Raw genomic sequence first — 18,292 nt, forward strand, 5'->3', positions numbered from 1 at the left:
GCTGGCGATGGTGATAGCGATATCGACGGTGGCGATGACGATGACGATATCGAAGTCGGTAAAGGCAAAAACAAAATCATCGGCGGCAAAGGCAAGGACAAAATTAAAGCTGGCGATGGTGATAGCGATATCGACGGTGGCGATGACGATGACGATATCGAAGTCGGTAAAGGCAAAAACAAAATTAAAGGCGGCTTGGGTAACGACAAAATTAAAGGCGGCGATGATGATGATGAGCTCGACGGCGGCCTAGGAACCAATACTCTAATTGGGGGTGCTGGAAAGGATCGCTTTATTTATCGGACTTCCCGCCAAGAGATTCAAACAGTTGTAGAAGCTGACTTAATTACTGACTTTAATGTCGATGACGATGTTTTAGAGCTTTCTACGGCAGCTTTTGGTAATCTCAGTGTTTCTAGCTTGACTCGACTGGAAATTACTGCTAATTCTGCTGTTGGGTCGATCGGCAGCGCTAACTTGCTCGACTTTAGTGCCGATATCAGCGTTACCAGCATCGCCACTTTGCAAGCGCGGTTTGCAGCTTTGGGCGGCAACACCGACGCGCCTGTTTTCTGTCAGTTTACAGATGCCGATACTGGTCGTTCCGTGCTGGTATTTGCTGTTGGGGCGCGCTTTGAAATTGTTACCAGTTTCTCGCTGTCATTTAGCCTGCAAGTAAATAACTTTGTCTTCACCGGCCCATCGCTAAATGTTCCTGTCGGTACTGCCGGCGCTGACAATGTTAATTTCGGCACTTATCCTGCCGCCGTTAATTTCGATGGTTTAGGAGGCGACGACAACATTGTCGGCAGCAATTTTAACGATACCATCAAGGGCGGCGACGGCAACGATACCATCACCGGCGGCCTCGGTTTGGATGTCTTAAGCGGCGGCAGCGGTGCGGATCTGTTTGTTTACGCGACAACTAAAGAAGGTGGCGATAAAATTACCGACTTTACCTTTGGGGTTGACAAATTCCAGTTTGCAGCCAGCGAATTTGGCAATTTGACTACTACTAACTTTGACGGTGTGACGGGTTCAACTCCTGACATTACTGGCAAAGAATTGGTGATTTTCACCGGCGGCAGTTATGCCTCTTTGGAAGCTGCACAAGCGTCTGCTTTGGGCAGTTCTACAAGTGCTGGTTTCTTCGCGTTTACGAATGCGTCGAACGAGACTGTGTTGTATTTTGACTCGAACGGTACCGCAGCCGACGGTTCTACCTTAATTGCGAATTTGGGTACAGCAGCAGGAAGTTTGGGCTCGGCAGACTTTTTGTTTACTGGTTCGATTAGCAATTCCCCTATCGGTACTACTACCAACTCAGGTAGCGTTGCTGATTTAACTGCTGCTGGGAACACTTTCCCCGTAGCCTTTAACAACTTCGGTTCTGGTGCTGGCGGTTACAATTTCAGCACTCCTGTTTTATTTACTGGAGATGCGACTGCTAACAGCGTCACCGGTACTGAATTTGCTGACATCATCACTGGTGGTGGAGGTGCGGATATTCTGACTGGCGGTTCCGGCGCAGATATCTTTGTTTACAATGCTCCCGGTGAAGGTGCTGATAGCATTACTGACTTTACCTTTGGGGTTGACAAATTCCAGTTTGCAGCCAGCGAATTTGGCAATTTGACTACTACTAACTTTGACGGTGTAACGGGTTCAACTCCTGACATTACTGGCAAAGAATTGGTGATTTTCACCGGCGGCAGTTATGCCTCTTTGGAAGCTGCACAAGCGTCTGCTTTGGGCAGTTCTACAAGTGCTGGTTTCTTCGCGTTTACGAATGCGTCGAACGAGACTGTGTTGTATTTTGACTCGAACGGTACCGCAGCCGACGGTTCTACCTTAATTGCGAATTTGGGTACAGCAGCAGGAAGTTTGGGCACGGCGGACTTTTTGTTTACTGGGACGATTAGCAATTCTGGGACTGGTACTAATCCGACTGGTACTACTACCAACTCAGGTAGCGTTGCCGATTTAACTGCTGCTGGGAACACTTTCCCAATTGCGTTTAACAACTTCGGTTCTGGTGCTGGCGGTTACAACTTCAGCACTCCTGTTTTATTTACTGGAGATGCGACTGCTAACAGCGTCACCGGTACTGAATTTGCTGACATCATCACTGGTGGTGGAGGTGCGGATATTCTGACTGGCGGTTCCGGTGCAGATATCTTTGTTTACAATGCTCCAGGCGACGGCGCGGATAGCATTACTGACTTTACCTTTGGGGTTGACAAATTCCAGTTTGCAGCCAGCGAATTTGGCAATTTGACTACTACTAACTTTGACGGTGTGACGGGTTCAACTCCTGACATTACTGGCAAAGAGTTGGTGATTTTCACCGGCGGAACTTATGCAACGGTGGAAGCTGCACAAGCGTCTGCTTTGGGCAGTTCTACAAGTGCTGGTTTCTTCGCCTACAGCAATGCGTCGAACGAAACTGTGTTGGTGTTTGACTCGAACGGTACGGTGACGGGCGGTTCGACAATTATTGCGAACTTGGGTACTGCTGCTGGCAATTTGGGAACTGCGGACTTTGTGTTTACAGGGACGATTACCAGTGCTCCGGTTGCAACTTCTCCTAGCTCGTCGGGTAGCGTTGCTGATTTAACTGCTGCTGGGAATACTTTCCCAATTGCGTTTAACAACTTCGGTTCTGGTGCTGGCGGTTACAATTTCAGCACTCCTGTTTTATTTACTGGAGATGCGAGCGGTAATAACGTCACTGGTACTGAGTTCTCCGATATTTTGAACGGTGGCTCTGGTGCTGATATTTTCGACGGTGGCGCGGGTGATGACAGCATCTCCGGCGGCGCTGGTAATGACAGTCTCTTCGGTGGCGCTGGTAATGACAGTCTCTTCGGTGGCGACGGGAATGATACTTTAACCGGCGGTGCGGGAACAAATGTTCTCAGCGGCGGGCTTGGTGCTGATGTGTTTGTGTTCGCCGGAACTACTGCTGGTGGCGGGGATATCATTACCGATTACAGCATTGTTGATGATGTAATTAACATTGACCAGTCTGCTTTTATCGGATTGGGAGCGGTCGCCGGGCCTTTGGGTTCGAGTTTCTACGCTTACAGCAGCACAGTTTCTGTAACTGCGCTAGAAGCAACTTTAACCGGGCCGTCGATCATGGCTATCTACGACAGTTTGTCTGCATCTACTAAGCTGTATTACGATAGCAACGGTTCTACAGTTGGTGGCAACAGTTTGTTTGCTACTGTGAGTGTCGATTTTGGAGTTTCCGGTAATTCTGAAGTGGTCTTGTTCTAAAGGGCAAGAATTCCGTTCTGAATATCGGGGATATGCGCGGGGACACAGCATTGCTGTGTCCCAATAAAAGAAGGACACGGCAATGCTGCGTCCTTCTTTTGTTTCTCAACCTGTCTTTATTTTGTTTCCAACCGCTGCCGCCATTTGCTGCTAATAATATCTATCACCGTGACTACAACTAACAGCACTAACATCATTGTTGTTGCTTTATTGTACTCAAAAGACCTGATATAATTGACTAATTCAAAACCAATGCCACCAGCGCCCACTACTCCCAACACCGAAGCCGCCCGAATGTTGTACTCAAACATCCACAGCGTGTAACCGAGGGCTAGCGGCAATACCTGCGGAAAAATTCCGTATTGCGCTACTTGCAGCCAAGATGCACCGACTACTTCCAACGATTCGACCGATCGCGCTTCCACAGATTCGATCGCCTCCTGATAAAATTTAGCAAGATAGCCGATCGTATAAATTCCCAGCGCCAAAGTACCGGCCGGCGCGCCCAAACCAGTCGCGGCCACAAACAGCAACCCCAGCACAATTGAAGGCACTGAACGCACGGCATTTTGCAATAAATTAGCCAACCAGCGCAACCATTTCGGTGCTATGTTGCGGGCGCTGCAAATCGCAATTGGTATCGACAAAATTGCTCCGAATGTCGTTCCCCACAATGACATTTGAACTGTTTCGATTAAAGCTTTAATTGCTACGTCAATTATTTCGAGATTTGGCGGCCACAAGCGCGAGATAAAATCTGTCATGTAAGGCCAACTGCTTGCCAAAGTTGCTGCGTCAATTTCTAATCCCCGCAGCGCCCAACTGTAAAGTACAATTAAGCCTGCTGCAATACCGATATTTTTGAGCCAGCCGTAATTTTTAGATAAATTAAATGAGTTTTTTTCGGTCATTTGTGTTGATTTTTAATTTTTTTTAAACGAACCGCGAAGACGCGAAGGGCGCGAAGGAAGAGGGGAGAAGATAGGAGTTTAGACTTCTACTTTGGGAGGTGTTAGTTGGCTGAGTTTGTCGGACAGGTTATGGCATTTGCCATCATAAACTATCTGACCGGCATCGAGGACGATCGCCCGATCGGCATAGGTGCTGGCCATTCCTAAATCGTGCAATACTACAACTACGGTCATTCCTTGTTTTTGGTGCAGTTGGGCGAGGATTTCCATTACTTGTTGGGCGGCGATTACGTCTAATCCGCTGGTGGGTTCGTCGGCGAGTAAAATCTGCGGTGATTGGATTAAGGCGCGGGCGATGGCGACTTTTTGCTGTTGTCCGCCGCTGAGCAGTCCGGTTTTTTGATATGCTAGGTCTTGGAGTCCGAAGTCTGCTAGTAAGTCAAATGCTCGATCGCGCTGCTGTTTCGGAAAACCCCACAAAGTCTCCCAAGTATTCAAGCTTCCCAAGCAACCACAAAGCACATTATCGATCGCGGATGACTGTTTTACTAACCCGCCACCTTGAAAAATTAAGCCGATATCGCGCCGAATTCGTCTCAGAGTGCGCGGAGTTATGATTGTATCGTTAATCCGAATTTCTCCTGTTTTGACGGGGACTAACCCGACAAATGAACGCAACAGTGTAGATTTTCCTGCACCGTTTAAGCCGAGAAGCGCTACAAATTCGCCTTGTTTAATTTGGCAATCAATTCCGTTCAAAATCGGGCGGTTTAGCGCGGTTGAATAAGCTGTTTTTAATTGGCTGCATTCTATAGTCATAAGAAGAATTTCGGCAACGGATTATGTAACGGATGTAAGTCCGACGGAAGAAGGAAGAAGTCATTAGTCATTAGTCATTAGTCATTAGTCATTAGTTATTAGTCATTAGTGCTGTCGCCTCCGAGCTTTCCGTACAACGCGATCGGGAAGAAGGAAGAAGGAAGAAAAAAATTTAGCTATTTATATTAATTTTTAATTGGGCGTGTTAATTTGGTAACTATTTGTCGATCGACTTTGCCATTAATATATAGCCTTTCTCAAGCTTAGTGAGGTATGCCCTCTGCCCTATGGCCTATATGAGAGCACAGAAAGGCTATACTGTCTCCTCGATGGGTAACAATAAAATCGGTTCGTAGTGAGGACTTCAGTCCTTCTTTTTTTGCGGACGGTCGCCTTCACTACGAACCTTTACTCTCGCTACGAACCTTGATTTTACGGTTCGAGTTTGGCGCGCTGCAAAGCTTGCCGCAAGGTTCCTAAATGGCGCGTATGATCGACTTTTACTAATTTCTGAGAGTTGTACAAACTGCGGAACAATTGATTGTTTGCTGGTTCGTTCATTTTCATGAAAGCATTAATCAGTTTTTCGCGCATCGGTGCAGGAACGCGATCGTCAATCACAATTCCGTGGGCTGGCACTCCGGGAACTTGTTGTAAAACTCGCAATTTCTTGCCTTCTTCCGCTGTAATCCAAGGCGGTAGCAAAGCGTATTCCGAGACAACTCCGACATCTGCTTGACCTCTTAAAACAGATTGCAAAGCGCTGCTGTAGCCGTCACCATAGGTGACATTTCCGAAAAAGCTCTCCAGTCTATCCGGCCCTGAAACTAATCCTTGACCCACTAATTCTGAGATTGGGAAAATGAATCCCGAACCGGAAGTTCGAGAGGTGAAAGCCATTTTTTTGCCTTTCAATTGTTCGAGGGTTTGCTTTGCTGAACCTTTCGGGCGCAGGGGACTGTCTTGGCGCACTACGAACACTGAATCGTAGGTGTTTCCGCCGGAATAATCGCTGCGAACTTCTGCTAAATACATCCGCGCTTTGGCTAATTGTTCTGCTTTTAATGCCGCGCGCCCTGCTACAAATGCCACGTCGGCTCTGTTGGCCCTCAATGCTTCTACGGCGGCGGTTTCGTCGCCGATGACTGCATCGACGGGCATTCCGATTTCTTTGGAAAGTATTTGCGCTACTTGATTGGCTTTATTTTGCAAGTCTGTAGCATCTCTGCGGTTGGCAAATACGATTCTAATGCGATTTATCGGAGCTTGTGCTCTTAAATCTCGTTGGCGAAGCCCTCGAAGAGGATCGCCCTGCTGCGTTTTTTGGGCGATCGCCTTTTGCCCCATTCCCACTACATTCGCCGTCAAACCCCCTAACAGCAACAATCCGGCGCTAACGCTTGCTAACGCTTTAAACTTTACATTCATTAATTACTCTCCTACTTAGTTGTTGCTATTTGATAACTTATGGCAATAATTTTGATTTTATTTTACAGTTCTTTTGGTAATTAGTTGCAATAGTTCAGTGATAAATATTTCTGATATGTCTTATCATTAAAAGTGATAATACTCTGACTCAATGTATGGTACAGTACCGCACTAGCACCCGACGCAGCAAAATATGACACCCAAGCTTGCCGATAAAAATCCCTTTCCAGTCTGTTTTGCCGATGTGGAAGCGGCGGCAAAGCGCTTGCATGGCAAAGCTTTCAAGACTCCGGTGCTGACTTCGGAGACTTTGAACAAACAAACTAATTCTCAAGTATTTTTCAAGTGCGAAAACTTTCAGCGGACGGGTTCGTTTAAATTTCGCGGTGCTTGCAATGCTTTGATGCAGCTATCTGAAGCCGAAAAACTGCGGGGAGTGGTGACTTTTTCTTCGGGAAATCACGCGCAGGCGATCGCCCTTGCCGCACGGTTGCTCGCAATTCCTGCTACTGTGGTGATGCCTGCAGATGCGCCCAAAGTCAAGCAAGAAGCGACTCGCGGCTACGGTGCCGAAATTATTTTGTACGATCGAACTCAAGTTTCCCGCGAAGAGCTCGCTGCCCAAATTGCCGGGGAAAGAAACTTGACAATTATTCCTCCCTATGATGACGCGCGGGTGATTGCAGGACAAGGTACGGCGGCGCTGGAATTAATCGCAGAAGTTGGAGAGTTGGATTTGCTTTTGGTTTGCTGCGGCGGCGGGGGTTTGCTGTCGGGATGCGCGATTGCAGCCAAAACTTGCTCTCCCCAGTGTAAAGCGATCGGGGTAGAACCCGATCGAGCAGATGATGCAGCGCGATCGTTCCGCACAAAAACCCTGCAAACTGTTAGCAACCCCGATACTATTGCTGACGGCGCGCGCACGCCATCTTTAGGGAAATTGACTTTTCCTTTAGTGCTGCATTATGTGGACGATATGGCAACAGTTTCGGAGGCGGAAATTCGCAAAGCAATGTTTTTCATGTGGGAGCGAATGAAGATAGTTGTCGAGCCGACTGGAGCCTTAGCGGCGGCGGCTTTGCTTTCGGGAGTTGTGACAACTGAAAACATGAAAGTTGGCGCGATTGTCAGCGGGGGAAATGTAGATCTGCGGCAAGCTAGTCAGCTTTTTTATGATAGTTAAGCCTGCAAGTTTTTCACTTAAAAATTCGTCATAGGTTTCAACCCATCTATAATTGATTTCCACAACAAAAACGTTTCCGAGTGCGGAGTTGAGTCCGCTCATATCGTTTCATCATATCAATTCCGGTAACACTCATACATGATGTCAACAGTCAACAGTCAACAGTTAACAGCCAACAGCCAACAGTCAACAGTCAACAGTAAATTTACTATTCCAACAAAGAGAGGATTTGATATCAGATAGCAATAGTAAAATTCCTCTTACATGAAAATAAAAATCACGATTTATCTTTAATCCATTGAGCGCGGACTTTAGATTTGCGACGGGTTTAAACCTCCGGCGGACTTTCGGGTTGGTGTGACAGATTTGGAAAATATCAAATATTAGTATTGACAAATTTAACCAAAGTCAATAATTCTCTGATAAAATGCTCCCACAGGAAACTTTAATATCACACCACAATGTCTTCAGAAACAAACTCAGCGGCTCAATCTACAATCGGTGCAGATGCGATCGATGTTGCGATCGCTTCAGGAATCGACTTTGACGGCACTCCGATTCCGAAAGCAAAATTAGACCTGTACGAGCAAGTAATGGGATTAGAAGCCGGGAGACAGCGCAGTGGCGTGTCAAACACCATGCGATCGCGCATTGTCCGCATTGGAGTAAAACACCTGCCTCAAGCAGAACTCGATCAAATGCTGATAGCAGCAGATTTTGCACCGCTAAAAGACAAAGAAGTTGCGTTTTATTACGGCGGAAAGTAAAAATTAGAGAATGTAGAACGGCGAGATTTAAGATACCAAAGAAACCGGGTTTTTTCGATAATTCAACGCATTAATGCCAGATTTACCACAAAAACCCGGTTTCTGCCTCAATCAGAAATTGATCTAATCTAGCAGAGATATTTCAATAAGATGAAAGTATAACTGCAATTATGGCTAGCACGAGGGCGATCGTTTGTGGAATTGTAATTGCTTCTTTCAGGAAGAAATATGATAAAAATACTGTAACTACTGGGTACAAAGATGTAATGCTGACGGTGCTAACAACTGGGCCACTTTCAATGGCTTTCAGAAATAGTAAAGATGCTACTGTTCCGCAAACACCTACTAATAAAGCAAATACGATTCCTGCACTATTTCCCTGAAAACTCAAGTTTTTACTGCTGAAAATAATTAAGGCTGTAGTGACAATAGCGCCGATTGCTTCATAAATAAAAGCTGTTTTGTAGTCAATAGATTGTGTTGCTAATTTGCTAAAAAATCCCCAAAGACCGTATAATAAAGAACAAGTCAGTGCAAAAATCAACCAATTGGGTATTTGAGCCATTGTTTCAATAATTAAATTGGATTATTTGCTACCTGTTGCATTCTATTTTCGATAGCGAATGCAGTTGATGAGTTTTGGAACGCCGCCGCCTGCACGGTTTTTAAATCTCCGGTTTTAAACCTCGTTCCATCAGCGATAAAACAGCTTGTTCGGCAGTGATTTCACCGTTCAGCAAGCGGTAAACTTGACGGGAAACGGGGACTTCTATCTCGCGCCGCACCGCCAAATCAATTAAAACATTCGTAGTATTAACACCCTCAGCAGTGCTCTGCAGTTCGTGCAAAATATTCTCTAAAGACTTACCTTGAGACAATCCGAAGCCAACCCGATAATTGCGCGACAAAGAACTATTGCAAGTAGCTAGTAAATCTCCCAAACCAGACAAACCGTAAAAAGTTTCGGCGCGAGCTCCCAAACGAACTCCCACCCGAATCATTTCCGGCAAAGCGCGAGTCAGCAAAGCAGATTTAGCATTAGTTCCTAATTGTAAACCATCGCAAACACCAGCGGCGATCGCAAAAACATTCTTCAGCGTTCCACCTAACTCAGTCCCCAGGGGATCTTGATTGACATAAACCCGAAAAATATCCGAACTGTAAATATTTTGTACTTGCTTAGCCGCCGCTAAATCTACACTTGCCGCCACCGTTGCAGCCGGTAATCCCTGCTGAATTTCTTCGGAAAGATTGGGCCCGGAAAGTACGACTATGGGATTGTTAGGAAAAGCATTTTGCCAAATTTGAGACGGAGTGCGCGTCGTGGCGGGGTCTAAACCTTTGGTGACAGTAACTATAATTGTACTCGGATTTAAGTTTAAGGCAAGCAGGCGATCGACTGTTTCCCCAACTCCTTTCATCGAAACTGCTGAAATCACAACATCGGCGCCAGTTATCACTGATTCTAGACTAACAGAAGTGCGACGCGACCACAAATTAACGCGATCGCCCTTTTTGCTTCCGAGATTTGCCAGTGCTGAACCCCATACACCCCCGCCTAATATTGTCAAATTTACCATAAAATTTATTGATAAGGAAGAAGTCATTAGTCATTAGTCATTAGTCATTAGTCATTATTGCTGTCCCCCCCGAGCAAACGCGGCCGCAATCCGTAATAACGGTAACGCCAATAATCTTGTAAAATTATCTCGTGATCGAAACACAATTGTGCAGGAATCTGCCAAGATTCAAAAATTTGTAAATTTTTAGCATCGTCGGCAGCTTGAGGTTGACCCGTTGCCGCAGCCAAGAATACAATACTAATAGTATGCTGGCGCGCGTCGCGATTCGGGTCAGAATAAACGTAGAATTGCTCGATCAATTCTACATTCAAACTCGTTTCTTCTAAAGCTTCGCGTTTGGCGGCCGTTTCTACCGATTCCCCGTAATCGACAAAGCCGCCGGGAATCGCCCAGCCGTAGGGAACGTGGAGACGTTCTATCAAAACTATTGGTCGGTGCGGGCGATCGGTCAATTCAATGATAATATCAACTGTAGGAGCGGGATTTCGGTAATTCATTTTGTTGGGAATTGGGAATGGGGCATCGGGAATCGGGCATTGGGCATTGGACATTGGGCATTGGGTATTAATGATTTTATATGTAACAAGTAACAAATAACAAATAACAAGTAACCAATAACAAGTAACAAATAACAAATAACCGTCAACCGTCAATCGTCAACTAACATTATGCCTAAGTGGCTGGGAAAAGTTTTAGGTATCGGTACGGGTGCAATCCTCATACTAGGTGCGACTGGATACTGGTACGTTTTTATTGCGGGAGCACCTCAGTTAGACCCTCCGAAAGTAGTAGTAGATGCCAACTTAGATTTTGAACTCAAAACATATAAAAGTGCAGCTATGAATTCAGAGCGCACCTACGGCTTAATTTTACCGCCTGGGTACGCAAAAAATTCCAAACAGCGCTATCCAGTGATTTTTTTGCTGCATGGCGGGCACGGAGACGCGCGCGCTTATCAAGACAAAGCTGCTGTTACTTCTGTACTTCACGATTTATATAAAACCAAAAGATTGCCGCCGTCAATTATCATTACTCCTGACGGAAACGACAAGCGGGGTACGAGTCCTTTGTGGGATCCGCAATATTTTGACGGGCCCAATGGTCAGGTTGGAACTGCGATCGGCTCGGAGTTGGTTCAAATCGTCAAATCGCGTTACAGAACGCAGGAAAACCCCAAATTCTGGGCAATGGGAGGACAATCTTCGGGGGGTTGGGGAGCTTTTAATATGGGTTTGCGTTACTTGAATAATTTTAATATTCTGTTCAGCCACAGCGGTTATTTTACCGATCAAAGCGGCAAGGCTAACAGTCCTAAATATTTAGTTGAAAAAATTTCTGTTAAAGATAAACAGCGGTTGCGCGCTTATTTGGATGCTGGGGAAGAAGACAAGGAATTTCTAATTTCTACGCAACAGTTTCACGAACAATTAAACCGTTTGGGTGTTGCTAACGAGTTTAACAAATTTCCGGGCGGACACGGGATTGTTGGCCCTGATGTCGGTTGGAATTATTGGCACAAGCATTTAGCCGATTCATTGAGTTATGTGGGAAAACAGTTTAAGATATCACTGGCCGCACAGAAAAATTAGAAATGTGAATTGTTTCATTCAAAAAAGCTATAGTTGGACTCTGGTTTGCATTGTTTTTAACTGGATTGGTAGGTACGATTAACCTGCTGTTAGCCGTAATTTCCAGTTTACCCGATCGCCCAAATTGGCTATAGTACAATACCGTTGACTTAAGTGAACGTCGGGTGCGCCACCAAGAACAACTTTCGCCCCGCAACGCCAGATTAAACGAGCGACGCACCCTACAACTTATAACTTAAGTAAACGGTATTGTAACTTAAGCTCCTCCTACAGTTTTCTCTCCTGTAAGTTGCCAGATCAAAGTCTTAGCCCCCCCGAAGTCGCGGGAGGTTGGGGGGTAAGATCTAGCGCTATTTTATGAAATTGGTATAACGCTCACTCCGCGCTAACAGCCAAACCAGAAACCACAGGCGCGATCGCATTTAACTTCAAAACAGGATGCTCCCCTTCCACCTGCCGGCAATTCCAATCATTTCTAAACAGTAAAACCGGCCTTCCCCAAGTATCTTTCACCGTCACCGTATTAAACAGCCGTCCAACCTTAGCCAGCGCATCCCAACCGCCGTCAACCCAACGGGCTACACTGTAAGGCAACATCTCGATCGTCGTTTCCACATTGTATTCCGACTGCATTCTGAACTGCACCACCTCAAATTGCAACTGTCCTACTGCTGCCAAAATTGGTTCGCGTTTCGACTCGTCAGCCGAATACATAATTTGTACTGCGCCCTCTTCCTGCAACTCGGAAACGCCTTTGCGGAACTGCTTAAATTTAGAAGGATTGGGATTTCTCAAAACAGCAAAAAGTTCCGGTGAAAAACAGGGAATTCCTTCATATTCCAGTTTTTGTCCGGTGTAAATAGTATCGCCGATCGCAAAAACCCCCGGATTGTTCAAACCAATCACATCGCCGGGATACGCAACCTCGATCGACTCCCGATCCTGAGCAAATAACTTTTGAGGTCTTGACAAACGCACAGTTTTACCAGTGCGAGCGTGAGTCACGTTCATGTCCTTTTCAAACTTGCCCGTACAAACCCGAATAAACGCTACGCGATCGCGGTGTCTCGGATCCATATTTGCTTGCAATTTAAACACAAACCCCGTAAAATCTTCGTAAGTTGGCGGAAGTTCCCCGACGCTGCTGTTGCGGGCGATCGGCTTCATCGCGTAATCTAAAAACGCATCCAAAAACAGTTCTACCCCAAAATTGCTCATCGCGCTGCCAAAGAAAACCGGAGTCATTTTCCCAGCCCGAACCAAATCTAAATCCAGTTCAGTTCCCAACTCATCCAGCAGTTCCAACTCTTCTTTAAGCTGATAGTAAAGGTCTTGTTCCAACAAATCCTCAATGCGCGGATCGCCCAATTCAATGACGGTATCAACTGCCGCGCGAGAACCGTGTTGACTGCGCTCGAACAAGTGAATTTTGCGCCCTCTGCGGTCAAAAACACCCTTAAAGCGATCGCCCGTACCGATCGGCCAATTTACCGGATAAGTCTGTAAGCCCAATTCCTTCTCAATTTCGTCCAACAAATCCAAAGGATCTCTGCTAGGGCGATCGAGCTTATTAAAGAAAGTAAAAATAGGCAAACGTCGCAACTTACAAACTTCAAATAACTTGCGAGTTTGCGGTTCCAAACCCTTAGCAGCATCCTCAAGCATCACCGCATTGTCAGCCGCCGCCAGAGTTCGATAAGTATCTTCGCTAAAATCTTGGTGTCCCGGAGTATCGAGCAGATTAATGTGATAATTTTTATACTCAAACTGCAAAACAGTAGAAGTAATCGAAATTCCCCGCTGCTGTTCCATAGCCATCCAGTCAGAAGTAGCGTGTCGCTGGGCCCGCCGCGCTTTCACAGAACCTGCTTCGTGAATTGCACCTCCGTAAAGCAGCAGCTTTTCTGTCAAAGTAGTTTTACCCGCATCAGGGTGCGAGATAATGGCAAAGTTGCGCCGGCGCTCCACAGCAGTTAGCAGTTCAGTTTCGAGTTCTGTTGTCATCACAAATTAAGTAGGGGAATCATCACCCGATCGCCATTATAGCCTGTGCTAGAGTTGCTATAGAAGGTAAAATTATCAGTAAAGTCAAGGAAATACAAGTAATATGTACGACTCCGACAAGCGCAAGCTGCTATCACTCGTGTGTCACGGGGCAATTTTTTTCAGCACGTTACTGTTCTCGATCGGAGCGCCGATCGCAGTATTGTTAGTATCAGATGACCCCGTTGTCAAAGAAAACGCCACAGAATCGATCAATTTTCACCTGAATGTATGGTTGTATGGTCTGATTTTGGTTCCACTATCTTTTGTGACACTTGGCTTAGCAGGCTTGATAGGTTTCGCAATTCACTGGGGACTAACAATCATGGCCATCCTCCACATTTTGCAAAATCCCAACCAACCTTACCGCTATCCTTTTATTTTCCGCATAGTTTAGACAGCAAATCGCGCTTCACCATCGATTTAAATAACCCGGTTTTTTTCACAAACCGGGTTTTTAATTGTTTGCTAGAAGAATGAATAAGGGACAAGGAATAAGGAAGAATGAATAAGGAATAAGGAAGAATGAATAAGGAAGAATGAATAAGAAATAAGGAAGAATGAATAAGGAATAAGGAAGATTTGTACGGGCGGGTTTAGCCAACAACTTATGATACAAATCAGTATATAATCCAAACCAGCCCTCATCCTTTCATGGTGCTTTACAAAACATAAATTGTGCCCAATTTCCAATCCCTCCGCTTCGCGCTCGCCCAATCCCTCCGCTTCGCTCCGCCCAATCCCCAATGAAAACTGACAACTGACAACTGACAACTGACAACTAACAACTAACAACTAACTACTGACAACTAACTACTGACTGATTCCCAAACTTTATCGCATTTCAGCAACTCTAGTAGTCTCTGGCGACAAAATCACCTCTTTAGCATTCAACTTTAGATTCAATTCGCGAATCCGGCGCGACAGCAAGCGAATAATATTAACAGCAATTCCCGGCGTTTCATCGATCGCATCATAAAGCTGCATTTGAGTCAGCATCAAACACTCCGATTGTTCCAGAGTAGAAATAGAAGCCGATCGAGGTTCCGCATCAAACAGCGACATTTCCCCGAAACAAGCCCCCGCCTTCAACTGTGCCAAATCGCGATCGCCTATATGCACCCGCACCGTTCCCGATACCAAAATATAGAGCGATCGACCTTCCTGTCCTTCTGTAAAAATCCTGTGCTTGGAAGGGAACGAAAGTTCATCCATTACCGATGCTAGACGCACAAGAAAATCATCTCGCAGTTCCTTAAAGATCGGAACTTCCCTGACAAACAATAGGCGTTCGACGCTAGTTAGCATAATGCGATGCAGTGATTGATTTCAACTTAAACAGGCTCAGGGAATAAAAACTGTTAACTGTTGGCTGTTGACTGTTGGCTGTTGGCTGACAAATGACAACTGACAACTAACAACTGACAACTAACAACTAACAACTAACAACTAACAACTAACAACTAACAACTAACAACTGACAACTGACAACTGACAACTAACAACTAACAACTAACAACTAACAACTAACTAATGTTACCTTTTCCCCCCAACACCTAACTCTGCCATCATCTCTTCAACTTGAGCGAATACCAAACGATCGGGGTCATTTTGCAGCCTCGGTAACAATTCGAGCAAAGCTCGCGGCGAAGCTATTTTCAAATAGGCTAACACTGCTTCGCGAACAAAACCCGTCGGGTGTTGCAGACACACGAGAGTTTGTTGAGCCGTAAGACTCCAGCGCGCCTCCTTCGCCAAATGAAAGCAGCAAGCCAAGGCCCAATCCGAAAGGAAGTGGCGCAATTCTAGCAAGCGGCGCAAACGATCGCTAGGAGTTAGAGGTTTGTAAACCATCAATTCAGAGAGATTTGTCAACTTTTCTCTTTCCGAGTGCTGATCCAACAAATTGATCAGCGATCGCTTCCTAACTATATCCACAGTATTGTCAAGAATTTCCAATCCCCTAGCCACCAGAGAAGGTTGGCCCGAAGCGATGTTGAAAGCAGCAGCTTGTACCGTGTCCAGCGGATAAAGAAACTTCATCAACAAAAAACACCGATCCTTAGCATCAGCTTCCAACCCCGCCAGAGCCCGCTGCAACAATTGAGCCGTATCGTTCGCAGGTACCCCGGCGCTGTTAGGATCTCGATCGGAAAAATTGTCATAGGTCGTTACCCCAGACAAATCTACCAGACCCGCATAAATTTGACCGATAAACATCAACTCCTGTTCGATGAGAGTTTCCAAGCCGCTGCGGCCGATGCGGTCTAGAACCCCTTCTATCCCCGCTTCCGAAGGCATTTTTAACAGGATGCGGAGGATGTTGCGCCTCGTAGTTCCCCAAGCCGTCATCAAATTGCTGACCAAAATGTCGATCGCCTCAACAGTCCCAATTTGACCCAAAGCCGTCCAAGCTTGCAACCTGACCAAATCCGGCTTGTGGATATCCTCAGCCAAATACACCAGCAAAGGAATCGCATCGTTGTGAAGTTTGACTATAGCCTGCAAAGCCGCTTCCCTAGTCGATTTGTAACCTAGTCCTCGCAGCAGCGAAGGATAATATTCTTCCGAATGAGTAGACGAAATCACGTCTAACAGAGCGCAGCGAACTCGCAGAGATTCATCTTGCAAAAGATTGGGGATGTACAGCCGCAGTCCTTGCAAATAATCAGCCTCTCCCAGAGCCCGCGTCCCCATCACCCGTTCTCGTTCCAGCTTGTGCGTCAGCATTTGGCGCAGCGTGTTAGTAGCCTCTGCTTTTTGCTGGCGATCGCCCCTTCTCATAATTAAAGCAGCCGCCGTACCCCGCACCACCGGATCGACATTCTGCTGCAAATAAGGCCGCAAACTGTCAATATTCGGTTCAGCCTCCGTCAGCCAGATGTAACGCAAAGCCAAAGCCAGCACCTCCGGCGGCAATGGTTGTTGCGAGAGTGCGCGGACAAATTCTAAATATGCGGGGTTCGGGTGTTGCAGCATAGTTTCCAAGCTCTGGCGCTGCAAAAGTGGCGAAAGCGAATCCAGAATAGGTGCGAGAACTTCTCCGACATTTTTGGGGTCAATTTGCGTCAGCAATTCTATACAAGAGCGCTTTTCATCTTCGCCCCCCGGCTGTTCTAGAGTTTCCACCACTGCGCGCTTGAGAGCTTTGAGGTCAACGTCTGTCACGCCCAAGCGCCCGCGTTCGGCACTTTTGACCAACAGCCCTACGTATTGAGAGCGGATCAGCCACACCACAAATAGCCACACCAGCGCCAAAACTACGATCGTACCGATGAATACCAAGCTTTGCTGGTCGTGAAATGCGCTTTCGGTTTCGTGGGGGAGTATCTTGTCTGTCACCCACAGCATCCCCAGGATAACTACTCCTGTAGCTCCGCAGGACAAAGGCTCGCCCACACCGTTGACCAAGGTTTGAATGCCCGATCGAATATTGTCAGGAATCGGTTGAAATAAAACCGGACTCACAGTTTCCAACAGCGTGTAGTGCAGCAGTTCGTCTAAAAATCTCAGCAATATCAGCCCGATAAACACAGGTACTAGCTGGCCCAGAGATGCTCCTAAAGTCAGCACCCCAAGAATAGCGATACCCGCAGGTAAAATCATCGCCGTCACGAATACACCGATTCGTTCTACCAAGCGACTGGAAGCAAACCACTGAGTCACCACTTGAAACAGACCTTGTATACCTTCGTAAATGCCCAGGAAGCTAGCGATCCAGCTTGCTCCGCTCGCTCCATCCCCCGGGTTTTTGTATTCTAGCTGGCTGTAGAATTGGAAATCTACCAAAACGTAGAGGACTTCTGCCAGGACGAAGAAACTGACTAGAGGTATGGCGTATTTTTGCAGCGGGCCTGTAACTTTGCGGGCGGCAAATTCTTGTTGGTCGTCTTCGTCGTCGTCATCTGTCCAGCGAGCGGTTTCTGGGAATGCTTGACTGTATTTTTCCGTGAGGTAGTACAGCAGCACCGAGCCTGTCGCCACCATCAACCCGGATATCAGCGTCACGTTTTTGAGTTTGACTACGTACAGCAAGAGTGGCAGAGAAAATCCGCTGACTACTCCAGCTACTAGATAGCCGCTGCTGACTAACGGATAGGTGCGCTTGATTTCTCGAATGTTAAAAAGTTGATTGGAAGTGATAGAAGTATTGAGGTCGTTGAGGACATAGCAAGCTTCCACCCACAGCCACATCAAAAAAATAGTAATAAAAGCGATGCTGATGCCAGCTATCTTAGTATTTTCGTAGCCGATGCCGAATCGAAACAAAAATAGCGGTACCGACATCATTCCCAGAACCACTACGACGGTGCGCCTCAGCGGCAGGATTTTTTGCATCCACGAGTAGACAAAGCCCAGACTCGAACCGATAAAGGCGCTGGCTATGTAAATCCAGGGCAATTTGTCTGCACCGAATTCGTCTAAGAACAAACCTACCGTGCTCAGTTCCAGCCAGATCAGCCCGACGGAGGTTAGAGTGTAGACGAGGAACATCAGTAAGGTTCGCTCTAATTCTTCCGATCGCAAGTTGAGCGATCGCAGCACTCCCTGTCTTGCTCTGGCGATCGCGCTGATTTGAAAATTTTCCATTTCTGGTGCGTTAATATTTCGATTTTAGATTTTAGATTTACTTGCGGCTCGGTGAATGTGAGAGCGAGTACAGGAGTCTAAAATTTTTGTTTTGGCG

The 18,292-nt window shown here is 46.4% G+C and carries 14 protein-coding genes; 5 read left to right on the plus strand and 9 right to left on the minus strand.

The window, feature by feature from the left end:
* Nucleotides 1-3,282: beta strand repeat-containing protein (locus tag QUA97_RS19380; protein ID WP_442922542.1), on the plus strand; the 3,282-nt coding region annotated here is incomplete at its 5' end.
* A 116-nt stretch (nucleotides 3,283-3,398) separates the two neighbouring features.
* On the opposite strand, the gene phnE is transcribed toward QUA97_RS19380, so the two are convergent.
* From phnE to QUA97_RS19395, 3 genes are all read right to left on the minus strand, one after another.
* Nucleotides 3,399-4,193, minus strand: a complete 795-nt coding sequence (gene phnE / locus QUA97_RS19385) for a phosphonate ABC transporter, permease protein PhnE (protein WP_333195597.1) — start codon at nucleotides 4,191-4,193, stop codon at nucleotides 3,399-3,401.
* 78 nt (nucleotides 4,194-4,271) lie between these two features.
* Nucleotides 4,272-5,012, minus strand: a complete 741-nt coding sequence (locus tag QUA97_RS19390; protein ID WP_333195598.1) for a phosphonate ABC transporter ATP-binding protein — start codon at nucleotides 5,010-5,012, stop codon at nucleotides 4,272-4,274.
* 432 nt (nucleotides 5,013-5,444) lie between these two features.
* A complete protein-coding gene (locus QUA97_RS19395; RefSeq protein ID WP_194070015.1) occupies nucleotides 5,445-6,440 on the minus strand; it encodes a phosphate/phosphite/phosphonate ABC transporter substrate-binding protein in 996 nt (331 codons plus the stop codon).
* 193 nt (nucleotides 6,441-6,633) lie between these two features.
* Here QUA97_RS19395 and QUA97_RS19400 point away from each other — a divergent pair, with 193 nt between their 5' ends.
* Together QUA97_RS19400 and QUA97_RS19405 are read left to right on the plus strand one after the other, a co-directional pair.
* The gene (locus QUA97_RS19400; RefSeq protein ID WP_194070017.1) at nucleotides 6,634-7,623 is read left to right on the plus strand and encodes a threo-3-hydroxy-L-aspartate ammonia-lyase; all 990 of its coding nucleotides are present in this window, start codon (nucleotides 6,634-6,636) and stop codon (nucleotides 7,621-7,623) included.
* Nucleotides 7,624-8,084: 461 nt separating this feature from the next.
* Nucleotides 8,085-8,390, plus strand: a complete 306-nt coding sequence (locus tag QUA97_RS19405) for a small RNA NsiR4-regulated ssr1528 family protein (protein WP_333195599.1) — start codon at nucleotides 8,085-8,087, stop codon at nucleotides 8,388-8,390.
* A 142-nt stretch (nucleotides 8,391-8,532) separates the two neighbouring features.
* Here the strand turns inward: QUA97_RS19405 and QUA97_RS19410 are convergent, their stop codons facing one another.
* The 3 genes from QUA97_RS19410 to QUA97_RS19420 all read right to left on the minus strand — a co-directional run bounded on the left by QUA97_RS19410 (nucleotide 8,533) and on the right by QUA97_RS19420 (nucleotide 10,470).
* Nucleotides 8,533-8,955: an EamA family transporter gene (locus QUA97_RS19410; protein ID WP_194070021.1), complete on the minus strand. Its 423-nt coding sequence runs from the start codon at nucleotides 8,953-8,955 to the stop codon at nucleotides 8,533-8,535.
* Nucleotides 8,956-9,055: 100 nt separating this feature from the next.
* A complete protein-coding gene (locus QUA97_RS19415) occupies nucleotides 9,056-9,970 on the minus strand; it encodes an NAD(P)H-dependent glycerol-3-phosphate dehydrogenase (RefSeq protein ID WP_194070029.1) in 915 nt (304 codons plus the stop codon).
* Nucleotides 9,971-10,017: 47 nt separating this feature from the next.
* On the minus strand, nucleotides 10,018-10,470 hold the full coding sequence (locus QUA97_RS19420) for an NUDIX domain-containing protein (protein ID WP_194070030.1): 453 nt from the start codon (nucleotides 10,468-10,470) through the stop codon (nucleotides 10,018-10,020).
* Nucleotides 10,471-10,641: 171 nt separating this feature from the next.
* Between QUA97_RS19420 and QUA97_RS19425 the strand changes: the two genes are divergently transcribed.
* The gene (locus QUA97_RS19425) at nucleotides 10,642-11,562 is read left to right on the plus strand and encodes an alpha/beta hydrolase (protein WP_194070023.1); all 921 of its coding nucleotides are present in this window, start codon (nucleotides 10,642-10,644) and stop codon (nucleotides 11,560-11,562) included.
* Nucleotides 11,563-11,937: 375 nt separating this feature from the next.
* On the opposite strand, the gene prfC is transcribed toward QUA97_RS19425, so the two are convergent.
* On the minus strand, nucleotides 11,938-13,566 hold the full coding sequence (prfC, locus tag QUA97_RS19430) for a peptide chain release factor 3 (RefSeq protein ID WP_194070025.1): 1,629 nt from the start codon (nucleotides 13,564-13,566) through the stop codon (nucleotides 11,938-11,940).
* 103 nt (nucleotides 13,567-13,669) lie between these two features.
* On the opposite strand from prfC, the gene QUA97_RS19435 reads away from it, so the two are divergent.
* Nucleotides 13,670-14,002: a DUF4870 domain-containing protein gene (locus tag QUA97_RS19435; RefSeq protein WP_194008546.1), complete on the plus strand. Its 333-nt coding sequence runs from the start codon at nucleotides 13,670-13,672 to the stop codon at nucleotides 14,000-14,002.
* A gap of 437 nt (nucleotides 14,003-14,439) precedes the next feature.
* On the opposite strand, the gene QUA97_RS19440 is transcribed toward QUA97_RS19435, so the two are convergent.
* Nucleotides 14,440-14,913: a Crp/Fnr family transcriptional regulator gene (locus QUA97_RS19440; protein WP_194066517.1), complete on the minus strand. Its 474-nt coding sequence runs from the start codon at nucleotides 14,911-14,913 to the stop codon at nucleotides 14,440-14,442.
* A 228-nt stretch (nucleotides 14,914-15,141) separates the two neighbouring features.
* Nucleotides 15,142-18,195 carry a HEAT repeat domain-containing protein gene (locus tag QUA97_RS19445; protein ID WP_194066516.1) on the minus strand — a complete coding sequence of 1,018 codons (3,054 nt, stop codon included), beginning with the start codon at nucleotides 18,193-18,195 and terminating at the stop codon, nucleotides 15,142-15,144.
* Nucleotides 18,196-18,292 lie beyond the last annotated feature (97 nt).

It is taken from the genome of Microcoleus sp. CZ3-B2 (assembly GCF_036705055.1).
In the GTDB taxonomy this organism is placed as follows: Bacteria; Cyanobacteriota; Cyanobacteriia; order Cyanobacteriales; family Microcoleaceae; genus Microcoleus.

Coding starts and splice junctions, on each gene's coding strand:
- QUA97_RS19410 (WP_194070021.1), bottom strand. CDS start 8,955: ATGGCTCAAATACCCAATTGGTTGATTTTTGCACTGACTTGTTCTTTA.
- prfC (WP_194070025.1), bottom strand. CDS start 13,566: ATGACAACAGAACTCGAAACTGAACTGCTAACTGCTGTGGAGCGCCGG.
- QUA97_RS19425 (WP_194070023.1), top strand. CDS start 10,642: ATGCCTAAGTGGCTGGGAAAAGTTTTAGGTATCGGTACGGGTGCAATC.
- phnE (WP_333195597.1), bottom strand. CDS start 4,193: ATGACCGAAAAAAACTCATTTAATTTATCTAAAAATTACGGCTGGCTC.
- QUA97_RS19435 (WP_194008546.1), top strand. CDS start 13,670: ATGTACGACTCCGACAAGCGCAAGCTGCTATCACTCGTGTGTCACGGG.
- QUA97_RS19440 (WP_194066517.1), bottom strand. CDS start 14,913: ATGCTAACTAGCGTCGAACGCCTATTGTTTGTCAGGGAAGTTCCGATC.
- QUA97_RS19445 (WP_194066516.1), bottom strand. CDS start 18,195: ATGGAAAATTTTCAAATCAGCGCGATCGCCAGAGCAAGACAGGGAGTG.
- QUA97_RS19420 (WP_194070030.1), bottom strand. CDS start 10,470: ATGAATTACCGAAATCCCGCTCCTACAGTTGATATTATCATTGAATTG.
- QUA97_RS19415 (WP_194070029.1), bottom strand. CDS start 9,970: ATGGTAAATTTGACAATATTAGGCGGGGGTGTATGGGGTTCAGCACTG.
- QUA97_RS19395 (WP_194070015.1), bottom strand. CDS start 6,440: ATGAATGTAAAGTTTAAAGCGTTAGCAAGCGTTAGCGCCGGATTGTTG.
- QUA97_RS19390 (WP_333195598.1), bottom strand. CDS start 5,012: ATGACTATAGAATGCAGCCAATTAAAAACAGCTTATTCAACCGCGCTA.
- QUA97_RS19400 (WP_194070017.1), top strand. CDS start 6,634: ATGACACCCAAGCTTGCCGATAAAAATCCCTTTCCAGTCTGTTTTGCC.
- QUA97_RS19405 (WP_333195599.1), top strand. CDS start 8,085: ATGTCTTCAGAAACAAACTCAGCGGCTCAATCTACAATCGGTGCAGAT.